The following is a 26,521-nucleotide window of genomic DNA, read 5'->3' as shown; positions in this document are numbered from 1 at the left end:
GGTTTATGGTTTTTTTATTGAATGTCTTTTTCAAATAGAGTTTGTGGTAATTGGTAAAAACGTACAAAATCAGCGGCACTTTTTTGTCCCGTATATGGAGCATAATAATGCATGTGAGGCGGGTTCATGTGCTCGTTGAATCCGTGATTTCTCCAAACTAAAACATACGAAATACGATAATCGCCAATAGCTTTTAACAAGGTATCGGTCCACCAATTGGCATACGGAATTTGCTCGTAACCGGTTTCGGCAAAAGCCATCAATTTGTCTTTTTCTTGTGCCACTTCGTTCATAATTTTAAATTGTTTTTGGCAATCTTCTACAAACGAATTGTCTTTGGTAGGATCTTTATATTGGTATTTGTCAAAACTGAGAATATCAGCATAATTATCTCCGGGATAATATTCTAAAAATTCTTCCTTAGTTTTAAAATCAGCTGTATTGTAAACATAAATTAAATTATGAACACCTTTTTTTTGTAAATAATCCTTTGTGAATTTCCAAGCCCTTTTAAAATCTTCAGGTTCACATTTTCCCTTTCCCCACCAAAACCAATTACCGGTTAATTCGTGGAAAGGCCTAAAAAGAATGGGTATATTTTTACCATTTTTATCTTTTAACGATAGAAAAAATACAGCCGATTTGTCTAGCCAAGAGGTGAATTTTTTGTGGTTTTTTTCGTCAGGTAAAATAGTTTTTAAAGAATTTTCTTGATTATCCCAAGCATTTTTTCCACTTTCAGGATTGTCAAAATGCCAGCTAATTGTATTAATTCCTCCACGAGCATTCGATTCAGTAATATATGATTTCATTTTATCAAAGGGAACTCCGTCAATATTTACGGATTTATCATTTTCGATCCCGGCAATATCCCATCCATAAACGGCCGGATAATCGCCTACTACTTCGTTTACATCGCTTCGACCTTTTTCGTACCGCCAATTTACACCATACGCCAAATCATCTTGATGGCCAAACAAAATTCCCTTTTGAGTGAGTTGTCCTAACTTTTGATATAAATTAACAGTTTGTTGGGTTGCATTTTTGTCCGACAATGATAAAATAGTATCATTTTTAACGACGGAGTCACTACAGGCATTAAAATTCAAAAGGGCTGAAAGTAAAAGACTTGCGTATAAATTCATTTGAGTGCTACTAAGATGAATATTGATTTATTTTTAAAAAAGGGCATTATTACATTTAATCGTAAACCTATAAAAATAGCGATAATATTGTTTAAATTTTAAACAAAAACCATTATTAAAACAAATATGGTTTTTTTATAGGCTTCTTTTTGTAAACTTCACAATCTGGTTTTTCAAAGATAATTCGATCTTATTGTTTCATTTAATATTATTTTATCAATTATATATCATATTATTGCATAAAAAGTTTCTGTTTGGATGTTTAATTTTAAATAACAAGGTATGGGAGATTCTAAAAATTTTTTGCGGGAAATTGCTCCATTGTCAGATGAGGATAGTTTTTTGGTATTTGATCGGGTAAAAGATAGTTTTGATTTTCCGGTGCATTATCATCCTGAATTCGAAATTAATTTTATCGTAAACGGAAAAGGAGTTCGTCGGGTTGTGGGAGATAATATTGAAGAAATTGATGATATCGAATTGGTTTTGATTGGACCAAATTTGTATCATGGTTGGGAATTAAATACTTGCAAATGCAAAAAAATTCACGAAATAACCATTCAATTTCATAATGATTTATTTCATGAGTCGCTGTTGTCTCGTCGGATTATGATGCCGATTCGTGACATGTTCAATCGTTCTATTCACGGTATTTTATTCTCTAAAAAAACGGCCGAAGAGTTAAAGATAAGGTTGCTAAAGCTTTCAAAATTAGATGGTATGGATTATTTTTTAGAAATAACCTCTATTTTATACGACTTAGCTAATTCTCGTAACCAACGGTTGTTGTCTACCTATACTGTAGATTTTGATACGTTTGATGATTATGATAAAATGAAATTGGTTTATGAGTATGTACAAAATAATTTTGCCGAAAAGATAACACTCGAAGATGTGTCAAAAGTGGCCAGCATGTCGAGTATTTCGTTTAACCGATTTATAAAAAAACGAACCGGAAAAACATTTGTTAATTACATAAATGATGTTCGTATAGGATATGCTGCTCGTTGGTTGGTAGAGAAAGATATGAGTATTTCGGAAGTAGCTTACAAGTCAGGTTTTAATAATATCGCCAATTTCAATCGAAGTTTTAAATCAATAAAAAATTGTACTCCCAGTCAATATCGGGAAGATTTTTCGGGAATGAAACGAATTTTATAACTGATACTTTTTTGTTACTTGTTGGTATTATATTTACGAAATCGTTTGCGTTTTTCTATTTTTCTTGTTTTTAATTTATTAAAATAGCTGTTTTTTTAATCATTATTACGATTATGATAAAAAAAGATGGCTATTTTTTTTATATGTGTTTTTTAAAGTTTAAAATGTAAAAATATTATCAATAAATGATGTTATTTTATTAATTATATTAGTGTTAGTGTTATAGATTTGTTAAACCCTATTGATACCATTTTATTTATCCGAATTAGATTCAAACCAATAAATCAATTTTAACTAACTAAACTTTAATTATGAAAAAACTATTGTCTAATTTATTTCATAGGGAGGCATATCCTAAATGCATTCCGTTGATGGCCTTGTTTTTTGTGAGCAATATTGTTTTAGCTCAATCTAAAATTTCAGGTACGGTAAGCGATCCTTCAGGACTTGGTATTCCGGGGGCAAATATTACTTTAGTAGGCGGATCAACTACCGTTTCTACCGATTATGACGGGAAATATGAAATTGTAGCGCCATCCAATGGCACATTGTCTTTTTCTTTTATTGGATTTACTACGCAAAAAATTAATATTGATGGAAAATCAGTACTAAACATTGTTTTAAAACCCAATGCTGAAGATTTAAAGGATGTGGTGGTTATTGGATATGGGACACAAAAACGAAAAGATGTTAACAGCGCCATTTCGAGTATTAGTTCTAAAGACATGGAAAACCTAAAAATGGCTTCTTTTGATCAAATGATGCAAGGTAAGGCTGCAGGAGTTGTGATAAATAGCAATTCGGGTGAACCAGGAAGTAATGTTTCGGTTCGTATTCGTGGGGTTTCCTCTTTAACAGGTACCAATGAGCCTTTATATGTAATTGACGGTGTTCCAATTTCTGGAGATGCTCGTAATTCGTCAACTTCTGGTAGGAATGCTTCAGGAAATTCTAATTTTTCAAATGCAGGTAACATTACTTTAAGTCCGCTCTCATTGATTAATCCTAATGATATTGAGTCCATTGATATTTTGAAAGATGCTTCGGCAACAGCCATTTATGGTTCTCGTGGTGCGAATGGGGTTATAATTGTTACCACTAAATCGGGTAAAAAAGGAACTGGGAAATTAACTTATGAAAATTCATATTCTTTCAGTAATCTGCCAAAAAAGTTGTCTTCAATGAATTTACAAGAATATGCCATCCATCAAAATGCGTTGGCTGATGTGTATGATCCAACTTCAAAACGACCAGAATTTGCACATCCTGAACTTTTAGGAGCAGGAACCGATTGGCAAGATGCTATTTACCAAACGGGGTTTATGAAGTCGAACCAATTGTCTTTTTCTGGCGGTAAAGAAAGTGTTACGTATTACATTTCTGGAGGGGTTTTAAATCAAGAAGGAATTGTAATAGAGTCCGGATTTAAAAGATATAATTTTAGAGCCAATGTGGATGCAAAAGTAAACAGTTTTATAAAAGTAGGAGCTAACGTTAGCGGTACTATTACCGATGAAAAATTGACTCTAAACGGGCAATTTAACGGAGTAGTAGCTACCTCATTATTAGCTACTCCCGATGTAGCGGTTTATGAATTATCGGGTGCTTTTGCAGGGCCACCTTCAGGAGGAGCAACTTCATTTGTTAACCCAGTTGCAACTTCATTATTAGGTTCTAATACATTGGTTAGAAAAAATTATTCAGGAAATTTTTATACGCAGGTAGATATTCTTAAAGGTTTAGATTATCGTTTTGAAGTAGGAGGATACATTTATAATAATTTAGGGCAACAATTTGATCCTATGTATTCCTTAGGAAATGCGGTTAAGGCTTATGCTAATTTGTATTATAACCCATCCGAAGGCAATTCTTGGAACTTAAAAAATATGTTGACCTATCGCAATACTATTGGCAAACATAATTTTACTGTTTTGGCTGTTCAAGAATCCAATAGAGCACATTGGGAGGGATACTCCATAAATGCAACAGGATATAAAGACAATAGCGATCATTCCTTAGCGGCATCCGATTTAAATAAAGCTATTATAGGTAGCCCTTATAGTGGTACTCAAACCCTATCTTCTTATTTAGGAAGGGTGGTGTATGATTATGCTGATCGTTATGGACTTACGGCTTCAGTTAGAGCGGATGGTTCTTCAAAGTTTTTTGTTGGAAATAAATGGGGTGTGTTTAGTTCTTTTGGGGGTTCTTGGAAATTGTCAAACGAAGCCTTTATGGAAAACACTAAAAAATATGTGGATAATATTAAATTCCGATTCGGATGGGGGCAAACGGGTAATAATCAAATTGGTAATAACCTATACGAGTCAAACCTTCATATTGTGAATAGTACTATGGGGACTTCATATTTGCCTTCTAATACACCTAATAAAGATCTAAAATGGGAAACTCAAGAACAAACCAATTTAGGTTTAGATTTTACTTTATTTGATTCTAAATTCTCAGCTGCTTTTGATGTTTATAAAAAAGTTTCAAAAAATTTCCTTTATCAAGTGCCGTTACCCAATTTCCTTTCAGGAGGTGGAGATTATGAAGGTGGGGTAAATCCGCCGTACTTTAATCTTGGTAGTATGGAAAATAAAGGGGTAGAGTTTACTTTAAGTTATGATAATAAGTTTACCGAAAATTTCTCTTGGAATTCCAGTTTAAACTTTACTCGTTACGTGAATAAAGTTACCAATATGGCAGGTTTAAACATTACCAAAAGTATGAATACGTTGGCATATAACACGGTAGCAGTATCCAGAACACAAGAGGGGTTGCCAATTGGATCTTTTTATGGTTATGAAGCAGTAGGAATTTATCGTTCCGATGCTGACTTAACCGCTTACGGACATACTGATGCCTCAGGAAATAAAGTGGTTTTAAAAAACGGAACAAACTCGTTAATGCCCGATTTTGTTAAAGGAGATGTGATTTATAAAGATCAAAATAACGACGGTATTATTGATCAAAGTGATTTGGTTGCAATAGGAAATCCAAATCCGAAATTTTCTTATGGATTTACCAATAATTTCAAATACAAAAACGTGGATTTATCTATTTTTCTTCAGGGAACAGTTGGAAATGACTTGATGAATTTAACACGTCATTCAGGTACTATGAATAGTAATATTGGAACAAACTATTTGACTGAAGCTGCTAATTTTTACAGAGCAGACAATATTGATGCCGCATTTCCTAGACCATCAACTTATGATCATATAAATAACGCTATTTCAAGCCGTATGATAGAAGATGGTTCTTATCTAAGAATTCAAAATGTAACATTAGGATATTCTTTGCCATTAGATATGATTTCAAAAATCAAATTATCAAGATTAAGAATATACGCATCAGGACAAAACCTTTACACCTTTACAAATTTTAAAGGATATGACCCCGAAGTAGGAGCCTACAACCAAGATGCTTTATTGTCGGGTATTGACAATGGAAGATATCCGGTACCAAGACAAATTACTTTTGGTTTTAATGTTGAATTTTAATTAAGAAAACAATGAAAAAAAATATATATAAAAAGGCAAGTGGTTTAGTACTAGCTGGTTTAATGCTGTTTTCATCATCCTGTTCACAAGATTTTATTGATGTGCCGGCTGAAGGAGCGCCAACTATGGGAAACTATTATAATTCGGATGAAAAACTAGACAATGCAACCAACGGATTATATGGAATTGTTTGGTTTAATATGAATAAATCAGCTTTTTTTGGAATAACAGATGTTATTTCGGGAAATATGTACGCGGATGTCTATAACGATTTTGGAAAATTTACCGATTTAAGTTTCACCAATTCACAAAGTTTTATTTCGGATGCATGGCGTTCCTGTTATGGTGCTATTGCCAATTCTAATGCCTACATCAATACATTGCCACAGAGTGTTGGTCCTGAGGTTAGCGAGGAAGCACTTAAAAATACGTTAGGTGAATGCCATTTTATTCGCGCATTTTCGTACTTCTTTTTAGTAAGATTATGGGGAAATGTTCCTATTATTGAAAATAATGCGGATTATTCTCAAAATTTTGTGGTTCCAAGTAATCCAACAGAAGATGTTTATAAATTCATTGAAATGGATTTAAAATATGCTATCGAAAATTTGAGAAAAAAAGACAGAGGAACTGATTATGCTGCCAATGCGCATGTTTCTAGTGGCTCAGCAAAAGCATTTTTAGCCAAAGTTTATTTGTATCAAAAAAGATATGCCGAAGCTGCTGCATTGGCTCAAGAAGTAATTAATAGTGGCGAATTTAAATTATTAGGTGGTGACGAATTGCCCAATATGTCTTTTGCAGATTTGTTTTTACAAAAAAACAACAACAACCAAGAGTCCATTTTTTCTTGGCAATGGACCGGAACCGGAACTTACTTCGAAGGAAATTTTTCTAATACCTTGTTTGCACCAGAAAATAGATTGGTTGAAACCTCTTATTCGGGTCAAATTGCACCTTCCCAAGATTTGATTCACAATGTTTATGAAAATGGAGATAAAAGAAGAATCGAAACATTCATGTTACCAGGCGATTTTTACCCTAATTTAAGTTATGCCGAAACACTTGATGTAGATTCAAAGATACTTTTAGGGTATACTTTTGAAGAAGAAAATGAAGCGCAAAATTCGGGAGCAGGCTTAAAAAAATATGTAATTGGTAAAGAAAATTTGCCTATCACAGGACCTTTCAACAGACCCTTTAATGGTGAAAGTAGCATGAATAGCTATATGATGCGTTATGCCGAACTGTTATTAATTCATGCCGAAGCCCTTTTAGGATCGCAAACCGGAAGTACCTCTGATGCGAATGCTTTAAAATCGTTTAATGCGGTTCGTAGAAGGGCTGGTTTACCAGAAAAAACAACTATAACATTTGATGATATTTTTAAAGAAAGACGTGCAGAATTAGCTTGCGAAGGCGATTACTATTTTGATTTAGGTCGTTTGCCTTTTAGTAAAGCAAAAGAAATAATGGAAGCTCAAAATCGAGGAAATCAGGAGGTTGAAAAACACATTTCTATTTCAGCATCTAACTTATTATTGCCGTATCCAGCCGATGATTTAATTAAAAATCCAAAATTAAGAGAGGTTGTTCCTTATACTTTCAAATAATTTAAAACTAAAGCGATGAAAAATATCAATTTATATATGTTAAGAAGTAGTCTTACTAGTTTGTTTACTTTGTTTGTGCTTCTAACTTCATGTTCCAGTGATGATGGTGGAGAAGCTTATACAGGAGCGCCCATAATTGAGTCTGTAATGCCGTCAGGTTATAATGAAGATGGTAGTTTAAAACCATTAGAACCTGTAATTAAAGTAGATCCTAATAATTATTATGTAATTCATGGTAAAGGATTTTCTTCCGTACAAAAAATTTATTTTAACGATTACGATACCTATTTTAGATCCACATTTGTGACGGATACGGATATTATTGTAATGGTGGATGAAAACACACCCTATGCCGATACTTCTAATCAGCTAAAAATTGTTACAGAAAAGGGTACTGTTGTATATGATTTAATAGTTGCTCCACCAGCACCCACTATAAATTGGTTTAATTCAATAAATGCATTAGCTGGTGAAGTGGTTACCGTTAGCGGGAAGTATTTTTTAGATCCAATTGTGAAAGTCGGTACAACAGATGCAGTTGTTATTTCATCAACTTTGACAGAAATTAAATTTACAATGCCGACAAATTCTACTAATAAATTAATCTCAGTAACCAATATAACGGGAACCGCTACTTCTAAAATGGCAGTCGGTTCGGCATTATATGACGATATTATTCAAGGGGATGCGGGCCATTGGACATGGGATGGTAGCGCGTTTACAACTGATTTTACTGAAGATAAGGCTCAAGGCAATTTATCAATAAAATTGGTTTTTCCAGGTTGGGGTGGTGCCGATATGAAATTTAATGCTAAGGATGTATCTATGTATAAATCTTTTACCGTAAAAGTAAAATCAGTTTCTGAAAACCCTGATGCAAAATTAACCTTTGTTTTTGGCGGTTGGGCTTATCAAATACAAAAAGCGATTACATCACAATGGACGGTTATTGAAATTCCTTTCTCCACAATAGGGAATCCTACATCATTTGACCAATTGACTTTTCAAGAGTCGGGCAATTTTGGAGGGAATACCATATTGTTAGACGAAATGGGCTTTGTCCTTAAATAGATATTTCTTTTTATTTGAGTTTGGTTAAGCAATTCCCCGGTTGAAAAATTGGGGAATTCTTTTTTAAACGGACTCTTTCAAATCCTGAATTATGAATTTTTTCAGCATACTTTCGTTTTTAATAATCTCTTTTTTTTATACCATTCCAGCTCAATGTCAAAACCATCGAGAACGGATTAACATCGACAAAAATTGGCGGTTTGCTTTTGGACATCCTTTTGATGCTCAAAAAGATTTTAATACCGGAACAGCTTATTTTTCTTATTTGGCCAAAGCAGGTTTTGGAGATGGTGCCGCTGCCAAAGATTTTGATGACCGTGCATGGAGAAAATTAGACTTGCCTCATGATTGGGCAGTTGAACAAGAATTTAGCCCAAAAGCCAGTTTTAGTCATGGTTTTAAAGCTATCGGTCGGAATTTTCCCGAAAAAAGTGTGGGTTGGTATCGTAAAAAAATTGACATTCCATCAGGAGATTATGGAAAACGGATTCATATTGTTTTCGACGGTATTTTTAGAAATAGTATTATTTGGGTCAACGGACATTATTTAGGTCAGCATGATAGTGGTTATTTGGGAGTTGAATATGATATTTCTGAGTACCTGAATTACGGTGGAGAAAATACAATTGCAGTTAGAGTTGATGCCACTATGGAAGAAGGTTGGTTTTACGAAGGCGCCGGAATTTACCGGCATGTGTGGTTAACCAAAACCCATAATTTACATGTAGCTAGCAATGGAACTTTTGTTAAATCCATGCTTAATGATTCTTTTTCAGAGGCTACTATTGATGTAATGGCTAGTGTTTCGAATGATACGAATGCAACAGCTCAATTTCAATTAGTACACGCCATTTTTGATTCGAAAGGGAACCAAATAGCTTCAAAAAATATCGAAAAGGCTACTTTAAAACCAAGAGAGTCAAATGATTTTACAACTGAAATACAAGTACAAAATCCAAACTTATGGTCTACCGATTCGCCTTATTTGTACAGGATGAAAACGTCGATTCTAAAAGACAAACAGTTAGTTGATATGTACGAAACACGATTCGGAATCCGATCTATAAAATTCGATTCCGATAATGGTTTTTTCTTAAACGGAAAATCATTAAAAATAAAAGGAACCAATAATCACCAAGATCATGCAGGTTTAGGTATTGCGCTTCCGGACGCGGTTCAAAAATACCGATTGGAAGTTTTACAGTCTTTCGGAAGCAATGCCTATCGTTGTTCCCACAATCCACCATCACCCGAATTATTAGGGTATTGCGATGAAATGGGTATTTTGGTCATTGATGAAAATAGATTAATGGGCATTACCGAAACGCATTTAGGCGATGTGAAAAAATTAATAGCACGTGATCGTAATCATCCATCTATCATAAGTTGGAGTATCGGTAATGAAGAATGGGCTATAGAAAACAGTAATATTGGTGCAAGAATAGCCAGTAATATGCAAGCTTTTGTAAAATCACTTGATGAAACCAGACCAGCCACTATTGCTTTTAGTGGAGGTATTGGTAGCGAAGGTGTTACCACTACAATTGATTTGCTTGGCGTAAATTATGTTGCCAAACGAAGCACCGATAAACAGCACGCATTATTCCCGAATCAAAGTATTTGGGGAACCGAGGAGGGGAGTACCAATGCAACTCGTGGCGCTTATTATAGAGATGATGAAAAACACATAATTCCGGCTTATGATAAATCACCAAATGATAATTTTCTGAGCATCGAGGACGGTTGGAAATATTATAATTCTAGAAAATATTTAGCCGGAATGTTTGTTTGGACTGGTTTTGATTATCGAGGTGAACCCACTCCTTACGGTTGGCCTTCGGTGGGAACCTATTTCGGAATGGTTGATCAATGTGGTTTTTATAAAGATTCGGCTTGGTATTTAAAAGCGTGGTGGCAAAATGAACCGGTTTTACATTTATTGCCTCATTGGAATTGGGCGGGTAAAGAAAATCAAAACATCGAAGTGTGGGTCTACAGCAATTGTGATGAGGTGGAACTTTTTTTGAATAAAAAGAGCTTAGGAAAACAAAAAATTGAAAAAGAGGGTCATTTACAATGGAATGTACCATATCAACCTGGTACGCTGGAAGCCATAGGTTACAAAAAGGGTAAAAAAATAAAAACAGAGACTATTAAAACCGCTGGTCAATCGGCTGCATTAGTATTAAAATCGAATAAAAAAACGCTTCAATATAATGAAAATGATGTGGCCATGATTACAGTAAGTTCTACAGATAAAAACGGTATTTACGTTCCTACAGCTAATCATGATGTAACTTTCTCTATTTCCGGTCCTGCCAAAATAATTGGAGTTGGGAATGGTAATCCGACTTCTTTAGAACCAGATAAATTTTTAGAGACTATAACGGTTTTACCATTAGATTCATTAAAAGAAAAATACGGCAACACTAGTTCGGTTTCAAACGAAATAAAGAAAGAATTAGATGATTCTTCGTGGCAAAAAGCTTTTTTAGAGGATAGAAATGCTGATTTTGGTGGAAAAGTAAAAAATATAGTGTATCGTTCCACTTTTGAATTGCCGGCGCATTTTGAGTCGAATGCTATAACCTTGTTTTATAAAAGTGTCGGTAAAACGCAATCGATTTATATTAACGGAAAATTAATTGCCGATGCAATTCCCGAAAACCCAAAAGGAGATACTTTTAGGTTAGATAAAAAAATCCTTAAGGCAGGAAAAAATAGCATTGCTGTGGTAGCCACACCTTTATTAAAAGTGAATACATGGGATGTACTAAACCAAAGTTTAGGTTGTATTCAATTGCTACATCCCGCTCAACAATACAAACGAAAATTATTTAACGGATTGGCCCAAGTAATCGTGCAAACTACTGGCGGAAAGGGAGAAATCAAACTTACTGCTGTATCTAACGGATTAAAATCGGCTGAATTCATTTTACAATCAAATAAAAAAATATGAAAAAAATCACATGTACCATCGCATTCTTGTTAGTTACTATTTTAAGTTTTAGTCAAGGAAATGTCTACCAACAGGAGGGAGGAAAGTTTGAAGGTTTGGCACTAACACCACCAATGGGGTGGAATTCTTGGAATACTTTCGATACCCGAATTGATGAAAAATTGGTTAAAGAAATAGCCAATGATTTAGTCGATAGCGGCATGGCAGCAGCTGGGTACAATTACATTGTTTTGGATGATGGCTGGATGACTCGTGAGCGCGATGCCAACGGAAATTTGGTTCCCGATCCTGCCAAATTTCCAACCGGAATGAAAGCTTTAATTGAGTATGTGCATAGTAAAGGCTTAAAATTTGGTTTGTATAATTGTGCCGGCACCAAAACCTGTGCGGGTTATCCGGGAACGCGTGGCTACGAATACCAAGATGCTCGTTTTTATGCTGCTTTAGAAATTGATTTTTTAAAGTACGATTGGTGTAATACACAAGGAATTACCGCAAAAGAAGCCTATACTACTATGAGTAACGCGCTAAAAAAAGCAGGTCGCCCAATTTTGTTTAGCATTTGCGAATGGGGCGATAACCAGCCATGGGAATGGGCAGAACCACTTGGAAATATGTGGCGAATTTCGGGAGATATATATCCTTGTTTTGATTGCGAACACAAGCATCCTGAAAATTGGTCTTCTTGGGGTTTCATGAAAATTGCCGATATGCGAAAAGACATTCGTAAATATTCAGGTCCCGATCATTGGAATGATTTTGATATGATGGAAGTAGGCAACGAAATGAATGATACCGAAGATAAAGCGCATTTTAGTCTGTGGTGTATGCTGGCTTCTCCCTTATTTTCGGGTAATGATTTAAGAAAAATGTCAAAAGAAACGGTAGCTATTTTAACTAATAAAAATTTAATTGCTATTAATCAGGACAAACTCGGAATTCAAGGATTCAAATACACAGTTTTGGAAGGTGTTGAAGTTTGGGTGAAACCTTTAGCCGATGGAAATTGGGCTGTAACCTTTTTAAACAGAACCGAATCAACTCAAAAAATTGCTTTTGATTGGAAAAAACATACCATAAAAGACCTAGATTTTGGTTACGAAGCAAATTTTATCAAACAGGTTTTTAAAGTAACCGATTTATGGAAAAATAAAAGTATAGGAACTACTGAAAAAGTATTTAAAACAGAAATTGCTTCTCATGATGTAGTCACTTTAAAGTTATCTTTATAAACCAAGTTCATGAAAAATGTTACTGCTTTTTTGTTGTTTTTTAGTACGATTGGTAATGCTCAGTTTGTTAGTCAACACGGACAGCTAAGTGTTAGCGGCACACAATTGCTTGATGAAAACAAACAAGCAGTAGTGTTACGCGGAATGAGTTTTGGCTGGCATAGTTTGTGGCCACGATTTTATAATGAAAAAACAGTTTCGTGGTTGCTAAAAGATTTTAATTGTACGGTAGTTCGCGCTGCTATGGGAATTGAATTTGGGAAAAATTCGTATTTGGATAATCCAAAAGCAGCGCAAGAAAAAATAGAGAAAGTGGTGCAAGGCGCTATACAATCGGATATTTATGTTATTATCGATTGGCACAGTCACAATATCAATTTAGCTGAAGCAAAAGTGTTTTTTGATGGCATATCTAAGAAATACGGAAAATTCCCGAATATCCTTTACGAAATCTTTAATGAACCCGATCACGAAACTTGGCCAGAAGTAAAACGTTATTCGGAAGAAATTATAAAAGTCATTCGAAAAAATGATTCCCATAATATCATTTTAGTGGGAAGTCCGCACTGGGATCAGGATATAGATTTGGTTGCGGATAATCCCATACTGAATCAAAAAAACATCATGTATACGTTGCATTTTTATGCTGCTACTCACAAAAAAGAATTACAGGATAAAGCTGATTATGCTTTACAAAAAGGAATTCCCCTTTTTGTCTCAGAGTCTGCAGGAATGGAAGCTTCTGGTGATGGAAATTTGGATATGGAATCTTGGAAAAGTTGGATAAATTGGATGGAAAACCGAAAGATAAGCTGGGTAACCTGGTCAGTTTCGGATAAAGACGAAACCTGTTCTATTTTAAAAAAATCGGCTTGCTCAACCGGAAATTGGAAAGATTCGGATTTGAATGAATCCGGAATTTTAATAAGATCGTTTTTAAGAAAATACAATAGTATGGAAATGGAATGATCAACACGATTCTAAAAATCAAAATAATTATTTAGTGACGAGAAAAAAGAAATTCAGAAAACCTAAATTTGATCAATTGCCTTAAAATAGTATGTTTTATCCGATTTGGATACAATCTCAAACCATTTGGATACTTTTTTAACAAGCAATATGTTGACCTTTGTTTATAATATTTAAAACGAAATTTTATGAGCACTATTAAACAAGTAAAATTAGGAAGTCAGGGATTAATTGTTCCAGCATTAGGTCTTGGCTGTATGGGTATGACCACTGGTTTTGGAGGAGATATTTACGGAAAAGCAGATGAAAAAGAAGCCATAGCAACCATACACAGATCATTTGAGTTAGGCGGTAATTTTTTAGATACGGCAGATATATACGGTCCTTTTCTTAACGAACAACTAATTGCAAAAGCCATTCAAGGAAATAGAGAAAAGTACATCATTGCATCTAAATTTGGTTTTGAAATTGACGGAAATGGGCAAGCTACATGGGCTTTCAATGGAAGTAAAGCCTATGTAAAGAAAGCTGTTGAACGTTCATTAAAAAATTTGGGTACCGATTATATTGACATGTATTATCTCCACAGATTGGATACTAATACACCTATTGAAGAAACCGTAGAGGCAATGGGTGAATTAGTAAAAGAAGGTAAAGTGAAATATATTGGTCTTTCGGAAGTAAGTTCCGAAACAATCAGAAAAGCGCACCAAATTCACCCGCTTACTGCCGTTCAATCGGAGTACTCACTGTTTGAAAGACAAATTGAAGAACTAGGTATTTTAGCTACACTGCAAGAATTGTGCATTGGGTTAGTAGCCTATTCTCCCGTAGGAAGAGGTTTTTTAAATGGTACTATACAAAAACCGGAAGATTTTGATGAAAATGATTTCAGAAAATCGATACCTAAATATCAAGGCGAACAATTTTATAAAAATGTAGAATTAGTCAATGAAATTAAAAAAGTAGCAGCCGAAAAAAACATCACTTCCGCACAATTGGCTATTGCCTGGGTTATTGCCAAAGGACATACTCCTATTCCGGGAACAAAACGGGTGAAATATGTAGAAGAGAATATAGCTGCTGCCGCTGTGTTGCTAACTCAAGAAGATTTAAACCGCTTGGAAAGCATAATTCCTTTGGGTACTATTACCGGAGATAGATATGATGTTGCATCAATGAAAGGGGTTAATTTATAATATTTTAAAACAGCGGATGAGTGATTTACTTGTCCGCTATTTTATTTTAATTTTATACAATGAAAAATAGCAGAACATATTTTCTCAACTCCGTTTCAGAACTTCATGATTTTCTGAACATCCAAAAACCAACACATCCTTTGGTAAGTGTAGTAAATTTAGAAGATATTGCGGTTTCAATTTGTGAAGAAATGAATAGTATTGTTTATAATTTTTATACTGTTTATTTGAAAAAGAATTTTGATGGAAAAATTAAATACGGGCAACAGTATTACGATTTTGATGATGGAATAATGACATTTTTTGCTCCAAAACAAAAGTTTTCGATTGAAGAAAATAGCTCAACCAAAGTAGAAGGCTGGATGCTTGTTTTTCATCCCGATTTTATGCAGAGTTATGCTTTAGCAAAACGCATCAAAGAATATGGTTTTTTCTCTTACGCCACTAACGAAGCCTTACATCTATCCGACAAAGAAGAAATTATTATCTCGGGCTTAATGCAAAATTTGCAACTGGAAATACAAGCCATGATTGATAATTATACACAGGATGTAGTAATTTCTCATATCGATTTGTTATTAAATTACTGCAACCGCTTTTATAATCGTCAATTTATTACAAGAAAAAAAGCATCTAATGATTTGTTCTTGAAATTTGAAGATTTACTGCTTAATTACTTTAAAAATAAGAGCTACAATGAAGAAGGATTGCCAACGGTTCAATATTTTACCGAAAAATTAGTTGTATCACCTCATTATCTAAACGATATGTTGAAAAGCCTTACGGGACAAACCACACAACAACATATCCAAAACCAATTATTGGAAAAAGCCAAAGAACTTTTATCCACAACCAACCTAACAATTTCTGAAATCGCTTATCAATTAGGATTTCAATATTCGCAATCATTCAGCAAAGTTTTTAAAAACAAAACGAACCAAACACCATTGGAATTTCGACAGTCATTTAATTAATCAAAAAGGGAAAAAGCTAAAAAGTATTTCTTTTTTAAATTTGCTTATTAATAGTTAAAGAATATCCTTCCGAATAAACTTTAATAGCTATAATTACAACCCAATACTCAATAAACTACTCGTAACGCAATGCTTCTATAGGATCTAAAGTAGAGGCTTTAATAGCGGGGTACAAACCAGATACCAATGCCACCATAAAACTGGTTGCAAAAGCGGCAAAAATCGCCATCCACGGAATGACAAAATCAAAATTCATAGCGGTAGAAATTCCAAAACCAATTAAAATTCCCAATACAATTCCAACCAAACCGCCCATTTGTCCGATAAGCATGGTTTCGATAAAAAATTGAGTCGCAATTGTGGTTTTTTTAGCGCCCAATGCTTTACGCACGCCAATTTCTCGGGTACGCTCGGTTACCGAAACAATCATAATATTCATAAGCGCAATCGAAGATCCTAAAATGGTAATCACACTAATGAGCCAAGAGGCCATTCCGAGGTATTTGGTGATACCTAAAATACGGTTAATCAGGTCGTCACTGCGAACGATTCCGAAGTTGTTGTCCCGAACCGGACTTAATTTACGCACTCTTCTCATTGTGCTAGTTGCATTATCGATGGCTTCGTCTAAAAGCTCTTTTTTAGAAACCATGATACTTACCGTATAATTTATTTTGGGAGCTGTAAACAAGGAACGAGCTACTTGAATCGGAATTAAAACACGCAAATCCTGACTATTACCGAAGGTAGAGCCTTTCTCTTTTAAAACACCGATTACTCTAAAACGAGCACCTCGAATAGAAATTATTTTATCAATAGGGTTAACGTCTTTTAAAAGTCCTTTTTCAAAATCAGAACCCACAATGCAATTGTATGTATTGTTATCGATGTCAAATCGGTTAAAATTACGCCCTAACGTAGTTTCCAAACCCGAATTTGTTAAAAAATGTTCATCGATACCCACAACCCGAATTTCGGGATCGGTTTTTTGTGCCAGGTATTTTACTTCGGCGGTTGAGGTCGCCGTAAAGGATAACGAGGTTTGTGTAAAGGGAAAATGGTATTTGTTTTTAAACGCAACGGCTTCGGGATACGAAATAATCGGATTGATGATTTCACGTTCTTTGCCCCCTCTTTGTCGAACTTCGTTTGCGTATTGGTTAATGTTAAATGTATTGGCGCCCATCGAGGCAAAATCGGTCGAGATGGTGTTCTCTAGAGCCGAAACCACAGTTAAAATTCCGACCAAAGCGGTAATGCCAATAGCAATAATTAAGATAGTTAAAATGGTTCGCAAAATTTGCGTTCGAATAGAACCAAAGGCAATTTTTATATTTTCTTTAAATAATTTTAGCATCGTACCAATTTGTCACGAAAATACAATTTTTGTTACAAGTTTAATTTCGAAGCGATGTTATTTATTTTAAAAAGTAAGATATTTGCAATCGATTTAGCATTTCAAAATATAGAAATCTAAAGTAAAGAATCTAAAATTTAAAATAGAAATGGCATCAAAACCAAGCATACCCAAAGGAACACGAGATTTTTCACCAACCGAAGTGGCCAAACGCCAATACATCATTCAAATCATAAAAAGCAATTTTGAAAAATTTGGATTTCAACCGATAGAAACTCCTTCTTTTGAAAATTCGGAAACTTTAATGGGAAAATATGGAGAAGAAGGTGATCGTTTGATTTTTAAAATACTGAATTCGGGGGATTATTTATCAAAAGCAAATTCTGAATTTTTGGAGGCGAAAGACAGTACCAAATTAACTGCAAGTATTTCTGAAAAAGCGTTACGATATGATTTAACAGTTCCGTTTGCGCGTTACGTGGTGCAGCATCAAAGTGAAATTGAATTCCCATTTAAACGATACCAAATTCAACCTGTTTGGCGCGCCGATCGTCCTCAAAAAGGACGTTTTAGAGAATTTTTTCAGTGCGATGCCGATGTAGTGGGTTCCAAATCGTTATGGCAAGAAGTAGAGTTGGTGCAATTGTACGATACCGTTTTTACGCATTTGGGTTTAAACGGAGTGACCATCAAAATTAACAACCGAAAAATTTTATCCGGAATTGCAGAAGTAATCGGTGCTTCGGATAAATTAATCGATTTTACCGTGGCTTTGGATAAATTGGATAAAATTGGCGAAGACGGTGTTAAAAAAGAAATGCTCGAAAAAGGAATTGCCGAAGAAGCGATTCAAAAAGTGCAACCGTTATTTAATTTTACTGGAACTATTTCAGAGAAAATAGAAAAATTAGCGCAACTTTTAGCGAGTTCTGCTGAAGGAATGAAAGGAGTAGATGAGCTTCGTTTTATTTGCGATAAAGTTTCGGAATTGGAGTTGAAAACAGCTATTTTAGATTTGGATGTAACCCTTGCTCGTGGTTTAAATTATTATACAGGTGCTATTTTTGAAGTGGCTGCTCCCAAAACCGTGGCAATGGGCTCTATTGGCGGCGGCGGTAGATACGATGATCTCACGGGTATTTTTGGACTTAAAAACATGAGTGGTGTCGGAATTTCGTTTGGTTTGGATCGCATTTATTTAGTTCTTGATGAACTACAATTGTTTCCCGAAACGGTTACCGCTTCTTCAAAAGCTTTGTTTGTTAATTACGGTGATAATGAAGCTTTTTATGCCATGAAAGCCATTCAAAAGTTACGGGCAGCGAACATTAAAGTAGAATTGTATCCCGACAATGTAAAAGTGGGCAAACAATTTCAATATGCGGATAAACGAAATATTCCTTTTGCCGTTTTAGTTGGCGATCAAGAAATGAAATCCAATACGTATGCCTTAAAAAACCTCGTTTCGGGCGAACAAACCGAAGTCGATTTTGAAGGATTACAGAACGCGCTTCTTTCGTAAAGCAATTGAAGTTCACCCATAAAATAAAATTCATTTTAAAACAGAAACAGCTTTAGAGTTGTTTCTGTTTTTTGTTTTCCGAATAGGAATAATTAAAAATAAAATAGGGATATTATCAAATTGGTAAATCGAGTTGTTCTTATGGGGATTTATGTCTGATGTTTTCTAATTAATGTTATTTTTGAATTCAAATTTAGAATACAAATGAAAAAAATATTTTTTTTAATTTTGGGCGTTTCCCTAAATACTTTTGCTCAAAATTTACCTTCCTTATCTCAAATTAAAAATCTAGTTAGTACGGGTACTGCAACTCAATTGGATATTGCTTCTGGTTTGAAAGAAGCGCTTAACAAAGGTGTTTCTGAACAAGTTACAAAATTAACGGCTCAAGATGGTTTTTATAAAAATGAACTAGTTAAAATCGTGTTGCCAGATGAATTACAAAAAGTAGATGCAACTTTACGACGTTTTGGTTTAGGATCCTTGGCTGATGAAGGGATAAAAGTCATGAATCGTGCTGCCGAAGATGCGGTAAAAGAAGCGACTCCTATTTTTGTAGATGCCATAACCAAAATGACTTTTTCGGATGCTAAAAATATTCTTTTAGGAAACGAAAATGCAGCAACAAACTACTTGCAAACGGCCACTTCTACTTCTTTATATTCCAAATTGAGTCCAGTGGTTAAAAATTCATTCGATAAAGTAGGGGCAGATGGTATCTGGAAAAGCATTATTACCAAATACAATACCTTGCCTTTAACAAAAGATGTAAACCCTGATTTAACCGATTATGTTACCAATCAGACCTTGTCGGGCGTTTTTAAAATGATTGCGGTAGAAGAAAAGGAAATTCGTTCGGATTTAACCACTAGAACTTCTCCTTTATTAAAAGAAGTTTTTGCTTTACAAGACAGCAAATAAATAAAAAAACCAGTTGTACTATTAATGACCACCAAAAAATAATTACAAAAAAAATGCAAAAAATAACCTTATTAATTCATTGTAAAGACCAAAAAGGAATCATAGCTGCTGTAACCAGTTTTATCGCCAATTTAGCCGGAAATATTACGTATATCGATCAGCATGTGGACCGCGAACTCAATGTTTTTTTCATGCGATTGGAATTTGAAATTAGCAATTTAGAAATAGCATTTGAAGTTATAAAAGGCGATTTTGAGCAAAATATTGCCTCCGAATTCGGAATGAAATGGGAAATGTACAACCAAGATTTAAAACCACGAATGGCCTTGTTTGTGTCTAAATACGACCATTGTTTGTTTGATATTTTAGGAAGATACAGTGCAGGCGAATTAAATGTTGAAATTCCGCTGATTGTAAGCAATCACAACGATTTGAGAACTATTGCAGATCGTTTTGATATTCCGTTTCATTATGTTCCTTTCACTAAAGATAGTAAAGAAGAAGGCGAAAAAATGCAACTAGAATTGTTAGAGCGTTTCCAAATCAATTTTATAGTTTTAGCTCGTTATATGCAAATTGTAACACCAAAAATAATTGAAAAATACACCAATAAAATTATCAATATTCACCACTCTTTTTTACCTGCTTTTCAGGGTGCAAAACCTTATCATGCAGCTTTTAAACGCGGTGTTAAAATTATTGGTGCAACTAGTCATTATGTAACCGAAGAGCTGGACGAAGGGCCCATTATCGAACAAGATATTACACGTGTTTCGCACATTCATTCAGTTGAAGATTTTATTATGAAAGGCCGCGATTTAGAACGAATTGTTTTGGCACGAGCTATTAAATTGCATGCCCAACGTAAAACTATGGTATATAATAACCGAACCGTTGTTTTTTCCTAATTAGTTGTAATTGAGTGTTTTTTAGTTGTGAAATAAAATTTTTAATTCTTTAAAATGAGGCGGATTTATTGGTGTGAATTAATAGTAATCTCAAAATTTAAGGAGATGATTTAAGAATTTGATTGAAAATCACCGAAACGCAATTTGAATCTTAACTAATGAGCAACAAAGTAATAACAAAATCTTAACAACATCGCATGTATTAATGTCGGATATTTGCAATGTAATAAACTGGTTATTTATTATTTTGGTTTTGGTTAGTTAAATGATTGCCCGCATTTCTTTTTTAAGATCTGCGGGCTTTTCTTTTGGATTTGTTTTAGCTTTAAAAAGCCAAACGCTCTTGTATTTGTTTGAAGTAAGGTAATGCCTTTAGCAAACGCGTTCCGTGCCAAGAAAACATTTCGCCATCAACAAAAACCGTTTTAGCATGATGTGTAAACCGACCAATTTCAAAAGCATCTTCTTCTTTAAAAGGATAGGGTTCTGAAGATAAAAAAACAACATCGGGATCGCCCTCTAATCGTAGTTTTTTAATTTCTATTTCGGGATAACGAGAACCATTTTCGTAAATGTTTTTAAAATGATTGAGTTGTAAAAGCGTATCAATGTAGGTGTTTGATCCTGCAACCATATAGGGATTTTTCCATATAAAATAAGCGGCTTTTTTAAGGGGTTTATTTTGGATGTAATTATTAAAATCCGAAAGCGCAAAATTAATTTTATCCAGCCATTTTTGAGATTCGGTGCGACAATTAAAGAGTTTTCCAAAATCGGAAATCATACCAAAGTTATCTTCAAAAGTGATGACATCGGTTACCCAAACCGGACAAATTTCACTTAATTTTTCAACTAATTCTAGCGTGTTTTCCTCTTTATTGCAAATAATGACATCAGGTTGTAAGGCTTCTATTTTGTCAAAATGAACTTTTTTTGTACCTCCAACTATCGTTTTTGTGGCTTTAAAATGATAAGGGTGTACGCAAAATTTAGTAATACCTACCAACGATTTTTCTAAACCCAAATCATACAGTAATTCGGTTTGAGAAGGCACTAACGAAATGATTCTTTTTGGTGTGTTTTCAAATGTAATTTCCCTGCCTAATTGGTCCTTGAAAATTTTCATAGTGATTATTTTTGCATAATTTCAGCCATTTCTTGCTGAACTTTCAAAGCTTCGGCTCGGGCTTTCTCGGCAAAATCGGTTTCTTTTGAAGCATAAATAATAGCTCTGGCAGAATTAACCAATAATCCAATTTGACTGTTCATTCCGTATTTGCATACTTCGGATAAACTACCACCTTGCGCACCAATTCCGGGTACTAATAAAAAACTATCAGTGACAATTTTTCTGATTTCTGTAAAATATTCGGCTTTGGTAGCACCAACCACATACATTAAATTATGGCTGTTTTTCCATGATTTTGAGGTTTCCAAAACTTGTTTGTACAATTCTTTATCGCCCAACATTTTGGTTTGAAAATCAAATGCACCTTCGTTTGAAGTTAATCCCAACATAATGGTATGCTTGTTTTCGAAAGCCAAAAAAGGCTCAACCGAATCCTTGCCCATATAGGGTGCCACAGTAACACTATCAAATTCCAAATCTTCAAAAAAAGCTTTTGCATACATGCTGGAGGTATTGCCAATATCGCCGCGTTTTGCATCGGCAATGGTGAAAATTTCAGGATGCTTTTCGTTTATATATTGAATGGTTTTTTGTAATGACAACCAACCCTTTATTCCGTAAGCTTCAAAAAAAGCGGTATTGGGTTTGTAGGCCACACATACATCGTGCGTAGCATCAATAATCGCTTTGTTGAATTCAAAAATGGGATCTTCTGTTTGTAATAAATGCGAAGGCATTTTGTTTAAATCGGGATCCAATCCAACACATAAGAAGGATTTTTTTTGCTGAATTTGCTCGTAAAGTTGTTGTGTTGTCATGTATAATGTAAAGATTTTGTGCGCCAAAATTAAGAAATTAAAAGCAATCCGTTTAAACTGATGTTGAATTCCTGTAACAAGAGTTTAAAATTGTATAAGGCAATAGCTTTATGATGGTTTTACCTTTGAAAAACAACTTTTAAACAAATACATTATGAAACCGAATATAGGAATTACGCAAAAAGAATTAAAGAAAAGCACCTCACTTTTAAACGTTTTATTGTCAAACGAAATGACATTATACGTTAAAACACGAAAATTTCATTGGAATATTGGAGGAAATAGCTTTATGGAATTGCACAAATTGTTTGAAGGACAATATAACGCACTAGAAGCTATTATTGATGAAGTTGCAGAAAGAATCAACAAATTGGGCGAAAAAACAATTGGTACCATGAAAGAGTTTTTGGATCATACTACTTTGAAAGAGTCACCTAATACCTATCCTAATCAAAAAGAAATGTTGGCGGAATTGCTTGATAATCACGAGCATATTATTACCGAAATTAGAGAGTCGCTTTCGGTTTACGAAGAAGAAGCAAACGATGCGGGTACAACCGATTTTGTAACGGGCATTATGCAAAAACACGAAACGATGGCTTGGATTATCCGACGTTATTTGAGCTAAATGCGAATTTTACAAGGTTGCGATAAAATCATGTAACGACAAGCAAGATTAAAGGATGTACCTTTACTAATATAAATTAATACTTAAATATAAATATCATGAATACTACAGAAATAAAAGGAAATTGGAACGAATTGAAAGGAAAGTTAAAACAACAATATGCAGATCTTACAGATGATGATTTGTTGTACGCTGAAGGAAAAGAAGATGAATTATATGGAAGACTTCAGCAAAAGTTAGGAAAATCAAAAGAAGAAGTGCAACAAATGATTTCGGATTTGTAATTCCTTACAAGTTCCATTAATTTACCGTCTGGTTTTACTATTCCAGACGGTATTTTTTTAGTGTGTTTCTAACCGTCTAACGTTTAATGATTTCCAAATTTAAAAAAAGTCTTATAAAATCATTAACACAAAAACCAAGATTATTTTAATTATCTTTATCCATATTTAGGAACTATGAAGTTATTTATAAAGTTTGATATTAATACAATTTGTTCGCTTTTTTTAAAGGAAAAGTTAGAACAACTTAACGTCGATTTTGACACTTTGGGTTTTGGCGAAATTCAATTAAAAACCAACGTTTCAAACGAAGAATTGGATACTATTAAAAAAGAATTGGTTCCGTTTGGGTTTGAAGTTGTCGAAAACCAGAAAAGTGTTTTGGTTCAAAAAATTAAAGATGCCATTATCGAAATGGTCTTTATGGATGAAAACGAAAATAACCTAAAAAGTTCGGTTTACCTTTCCGAAAAACTCAATCATAGTTATGGCTATTTATCCAATGTTTTTTCGGAAGTAACCTATTCATCTATAGAAAACTTTATCATTATCCAAAAAATCGAGCGTGCCAAACAATTGATTTTAATTGGAGAAATGAGCTTAACCGAAATTGCTTTTTTACTTAATTATTCGAGTGTGGCGCATTTAAGTACGCAGTTTAAAAACACAACCGGAATAACCCCTTCGGCATTTCAAAGAATTATCAAAAAACGCCGCGAAAATTTAAAATAAAAACTAACTAAAACTTTTTTTATAGATGCAAAAAGACGCATTACACATTTTGCTTGCCGATGATGACGAAGATGATCGTTTATTTTTTAAAGATGCTTTTGATGATATTAAAGTTCAAACAAAAGTCGATTTTGTGCATGATGGGCTACAGTTAATGGAACATTTAAACCAACCCGATGTGGTATTACCCGATGTATTGTTTTTGGATTTGAACATGCCTAAAAAAACAGGGAAAGAGTGTTTAATCGAAATTAAAAAAACACCGCATTTAAGAGATCTTATTATTGCCATCTATTCCACTTCTTCTTCTGATGAAGATATAGAAGATACTTTCGTACAAGGTGCCAATATTTATATCAAAAAACCAAGCGACTTTAATACGCTTAAAAAACTAATTAACGAAGTTATTACGCTTAATTGGCATTATCATACTTCTGGTTTAAACCGTGATAATTTCTTATTGAGTTTAAAATAATTTACTTTTTTTAAATAGTACTTTATTATGAGACGCATATTCAATTTTAATTCTTCAAACTTATTAAGAGTTATTTTTGTAATAGCTGTCTTTATATTGTTGTTTATATCTTCGATATCCTATAAACACAATAGAGATACCCACGAATCCAGTCAGTTACTCTTGCATACTTTCGAAATTAACATCGAATTAGAACGTTTGATTTCAAGTATAAAAGATGCCGAAATTGGGCAAAATGGGTATATAATTACACACAACGAAAGGTATTTAACACCTTACGAGTTTTCCAGAGATAAAGTAAATCGCAGTTTTGTTGAACTCAATAAGCTAACAGCCGAACGTAAAGGACAACAAAAAAACCTGAAGCAACTTTTTTTACTCATCAACAAACGTTATCAGTGTTTAGAGGAAGCTTTAAAGTATAGCAATTCCGACTCCTATAATAAAGAAAAGCTAGAAAATGCGTTGCAAAGAGGGCGTGTTTTAATGGCTAATATCCGCGCTCAAGTGGATAATATGAAAGAAAGAGAAAAGCAGTTTTTACAAGAAAGACAAGCAAACTACGACAATGAAATTTCGTTAACGCCTTTGTTTACTGTTTCGGTCTTTTTGGTCGCTTTAATTTTGATTATTCTTTCGTATCGTCAAATTAGTAAGGATATCGAACGTTTAAAAATCACCAACAAAAAACTCCTAATTTCAACCAAATTAATGGATGAGGCGGAAATGATTGGGAATTTTAGTACGTGGCAATGGGATTTGCAGCAAGATAAAATTCATTATTCCGATAATCAATTCCGATTGTTAGGGTTTTCACCCGATGCTTTTGTACCCGAAAGAGGAACTTTTTTAAATTTCGTGCACCCAGACGATAAAGAAACCTTAGTCAATTCGATGCAAACCATTAAAGAGCAAAAAAAACTTCCTTTAATTTATTACAGAATTGTTCGACAAGATGGTAGCATTCGCCATTTTAAATCGATTGGAAAATTGTTAGTCGAAAACGAAGAAAATGCGCATATTATTTTAGGAATTTCTTTTGATGTTACTGATGAATACGAGCAAAACATAGAACTTTCTCAACGAAATAAAGAGCTTGAAATTAGCAATCAAGAATTGGCTTCGTTTAACCATGTTGCCAGTCACGATTTGCAGGAACCTTTACGAAAAATACAAACTTTTATATCTCGTTTTTCTGAGGATGATAAAAAAGCAATATCTGTTAGAGGAAGAGAATATTTTGAAAAAATCGATGCTTCTTCCAAAAGAATGCGTGTTTTAATTGATGATTTATTGTTGTTTTCCCGAACCAATACTACAAAAAAAGAAGTTGTAAAAGCCAACCTGAACGACTTATTCCAAAATGCTAAAACCGAACTTAACGAGGTCATAACTGAGAAAAAGGCAGAAATCAATTCCGAGAAACTACCTAAATTAAATGTTATTCCGTATCAGATAGAACAATTGTTCATCAACTTAATTGGTAATTCCTTAAAATACAGTTTAGATAATTTAGCGCCTATTATCCATATTGGCTGTGTCAAAGTACTTTCCAAAAATTATCCAGATGTTCTCAATCAGAATGTAAAGAAGTATTATAAAATTACTTTTCAAGACAACGGAATGGGTTTTGATCCTCAGTTTAAACATTCCATTTTTGTGTTATTTAAAAGATTACATTCTAAAAATGATTATCCAGGCACGGGTATCGGATTAGCCATTTGTAAAAAGATAGTTGATAATCATAATGGTTTTATTACAGCCGACAGTAACCCTGGTGAAGGTGCTGTATTTACGGTGTTTTTGCCGGAATAAAAGGCTTTCTATTAAAACGAAAAATCGTTATATAATATCCACAATGGAAATTATATAACGATTTTTTTTTAGGCTGTAAGGTAATTCTTTGTAGTGGGTTGCATAT

21 protein-coding genes are annotated in these 26,521 nt (G+C 34.0%); 17 read left to right on the top strand and 4 right to left on the bottom strand.

The window, feature by feature from the left end; all coding sequences use genetic code 11:
* Positions 1 to 14: 14 nt before the first annotated feature.
* On the bottom strand, positions 15 to 1,145 hold the full coding sequence (locus tag I5M07_RS04570; protein ID WP_200105012.1) for a glycoside hydrolase family 26 protein: 1,131 nt from the start codon (positions 1,143 to 1,145) through the stop codon (positions 15 to 17).
* A gap of 282 nt (positions 1,146 to 1,427) precedes the next feature.
* Here I5M07_RS04570 and I5M07_RS04565 point away from each other — a divergent pair, with 282 nt between their 5' ends.
* From I5M07_RS04565 to I5M07_RS04525, 9 genes are all read left to right on the top strand, one after another.
* The gene (locus tag I5M07_RS04565) at positions 1,428 to 2,306 is read left to right on the top strand and encodes an AraC family transcriptional regulator (RefSeq protein WP_200105011.1); all 879 of its coding nucleotides are present in this window, start codon (positions 1,428 to 1,430) and stop codon (positions 2,304 to 2,306) included.
* A gap of 311 nt (positions 2,307 to 2,617) precedes the next feature.
* Positions 2,618 to 5,812, top strand: a complete 3,195-nt coding sequence (locus I5M07_RS04560) for a SusC/RagA family TonB-linked outer membrane protein (RefSeq protein ID WP_200105010.1) — start codon at positions 2,618 to 2,620, stop codon at positions 5,810 to 5,812.
* Positions 5,813 to 5,823: 11 nt separating this feature from the next.
* Entirely contained in the window at positions 5,824 to 7,425 is a 1,602-nt protein-coding gene (locus I5M07_RS04555; protein ID WP_200105009.1) for a RagB/SusD family nutrient uptake outer membrane protein, read from the top strand.
* Between the two features lie 15 nt (positions 7,426 to 7,440).
* Positions 7,441 to 8,496, top strand: coding sequence for an IPT/TIG domain-containing protein (locus I5M07_RS04550; RefSeq protein WP_200105008.1), 1,056 nt, complete (start codon positions 7,441 to 7,443; stop codon positions 8,494 to 8,496).
* A 91-nt stretch (positions 8,497 to 8,587) separates the two neighbouring features.
* Positions 8,588 to 11,455, top strand: a complete 2,868-nt coding sequence (gene galA, locus I5M07_RS04545) for a beta-galactosidase GalA (protein ID WP_200105007.1) — start codon at positions 8,588 to 8,590, stop codon at positions 11,453 to 11,455.
* Positions 11,452 to 12,687 (top strand): glycoside hydrolase family 27 protein, encoded by a 1,236-nt coding sequence (locus tag I5M07_RS04540; RefSeq protein ID WP_200105006.1) that lies wholly within the window; start codon positions 11,452 to 11,454, stop codon positions 12,685 to 12,687. The genes galA and I5M07_RS04540 overlap by 4 nt, the downstream gene beginning before the upstream one ends.
* 9 nt (positions 12,688 to 12,696) lie before the next feature.
* On the top strand, positions 12,697 to 13,656 hold the full coding sequence (locus I5M07_RS04535; protein WP_200105005.1) for a glycoside hydrolase family 5 protein: 960 nt from the start codon (positions 12,697 to 12,699) through the stop codon (positions 13,654 to 13,656).
* A gap of 188 nt (positions 13,657 to 13,844) precedes the next feature.
* Positions 13,845 to 14,855 (top strand): aldo/keto reductase, encoded by a 1,011-nt coding sequence (locus I5M07_RS04530; RefSeq protein WP_200105004.1) that lies wholly within the window; start codon positions 13,845 to 13,847, stop codon positions 14,853 to 14,855.
* Positions 14,856 to 14,914: 59 nt separating this feature from the next.
* The gene (locus I5M07_RS04525) at positions 14,915 to 15,829 is read left to right on the top strand and encodes a helix-turn-helix domain-containing protein (RefSeq protein ID WP_200105003.1); all 915 of its coding nucleotides are present in this window, start codon (positions 14,915 to 14,917) and stop codon (positions 15,827 to 15,829) included.
* Between the two features lie 115 nt (positions 15,830 to 15,944).
* On the opposite strand, the gene I5M07_RS04520 is transcribed toward I5M07_RS04525, so the two are convergent.
* Positions 15,945 to 17,186, bottom strand: coding sequence for an ABC transporter permease (locus I5M07_RS04520; RefSeq protein WP_200105002.1), 1,242 nt, complete (start codon positions 17,184 to 17,186; stop codon positions 15,945 to 15,947).
* A 148-nt stretch (positions 17,187 to 17,334) separates the two neighbouring features.
* Here I5M07_RS04520 and hisS point away from each other — a divergent pair, with 148 nt between their 5' ends.
* From hisS to purU, 3 genes are all read left to right on the top strand, one after another.
* Positions 17,335 to 18,708 carry a histidine--tRNA ligase gene (gene hisS, locus I5M07_RS04515; protein WP_200105001.1) on the top strand — a complete coding sequence of 458 codons (1,374 nt, stop codon included), beginning with the start codon at positions 17,335 to 17,337 and terminating at the stop codon, positions 18,706 to 18,708.
* 204 nt (positions 18,709 to 18,912) lie between these two features.
* Entirely contained in the window at positions 18,913 to 19,629 is a 717-nt protein-coding gene (locus I5M07_RS04510) for a DUF4197 domain-containing protein (protein ID WP_200105000.1), read from the top strand.
* Between the two features lie 53 nt (positions 19,630 to 19,682).
* Positions 19,683 to 20,537 (top strand): formyltetrahydrofolate deformylase, encoded by an 855-nt coding sequence (purU, locus tag I5M07_RS04505; protein WP_200104999.1) that lies wholly within the window; start codon positions 19,683 to 19,685, stop codon positions 20,535 to 20,537.
* Positions 20,538 to 20,862: 325 nt separating this feature from the next.
* On the opposite strand, the gene I5M07_RS04500 is transcribed toward purU, so the two are convergent.
* Together I5M07_RS04500 and pyrF are read right to left on the bottom strand one after the other, a co-directional pair.
* On the bottom strand, positions 20,863 to 21,663 hold the full coding sequence (locus I5M07_RS04500; protein ID WP_200104998.1) for an ABC transporter substrate-binding protein: 801 nt from the start codon (positions 21,661 to 21,663) through the stop codon (positions 20,863 to 20,865).
* Between the two features lie 5 nt (positions 21,664 to 21,668).
* Positions 21,669 to 22,484, bottom strand: coding sequence for an orotidine-5'-phosphate decarboxylase (gene pyrF, locus I5M07_RS04495; protein WP_200104997.1), 816 nt, complete (start codon positions 22,482 to 22,484; stop codon positions 21,669 to 21,671).
* Positions 22,485 to 22,638: 154 nt separating this feature from the next.
* Here pyrF and I5M07_RS04490 point away from each other — a divergent pair, with 154 nt between their 5' ends.
* From I5M07_RS04490 to I5M07_RS04470, 5 genes are all read left to right on the top strand, one after another.
* Positions 22,639 to 23,112: a Dps family protein gene (locus tag I5M07_RS04490; RefSeq protein WP_200104996.1), complete on the top strand. Its 474-nt coding sequence runs from the start codon at positions 22,639 to 22,641 to the stop codon at positions 23,110 to 23,112.
* A gap of 98 nt (positions 23,113 to 23,210) precedes the next feature.
* Positions 23,211 to 23,396, top strand: a complete 186-nt coding sequence (locus I5M07_RS04485; protein ID WP_200104995.1) for a CsbD family protein — start codon at positions 23,211 to 23,213, stop codon at positions 23,394 to 23,396.
* A 174-nt stretch (positions 23,397 to 23,570) separates the two neighbouring features.
* A complete protein-coding gene (locus I5M07_RS04480) occupies positions 23,571 to 24,125 on the top strand; it encodes a helix-turn-helix domain-containing protein (RefSeq protein ID WP_200104994.1) in 555 nt (184 codons plus the stop codon).
* A 25-nt stretch (positions 24,126 to 24,150) separates the two neighbouring features.
* Entirely contained in the window at positions 24,151 to 24,600 is a 450-nt protein-coding gene (locus I5M07_RS04475) for a response regulator (RefSeq protein ID WP_200104993.1), read from the top strand.
* Positions 24,601 to 24,627: 27 nt separating this feature from the next.
* A complete protein-coding gene (locus I5M07_RS04470; protein WP_200104992.1) occupies positions 24,628 to 26,415 on the top strand; it encodes a sensor histidine kinase in 1,788 nt (595 codons plus the stop codon).
* The last annotated feature ends 106 nt before the right edge of the window (positions 26,416 to 26,521 follow it).

Origin of the sequence: Flavobacterium agrisoli, assembly GCF_016522065.1 — a bacterium.
GTDB classification, from domain to species: Bacteria; Bacteroidota; Bacteroidia; order Flavobacteriales; family Flavobacteriaceae; genus Flavobacterium; species Flavobacterium agrisoli.
The sequence above is the reverse complement of the archived record's forward strand: the minus strand, read 5'-3'. Positions and strand labels throughout refer to the sequence as shown.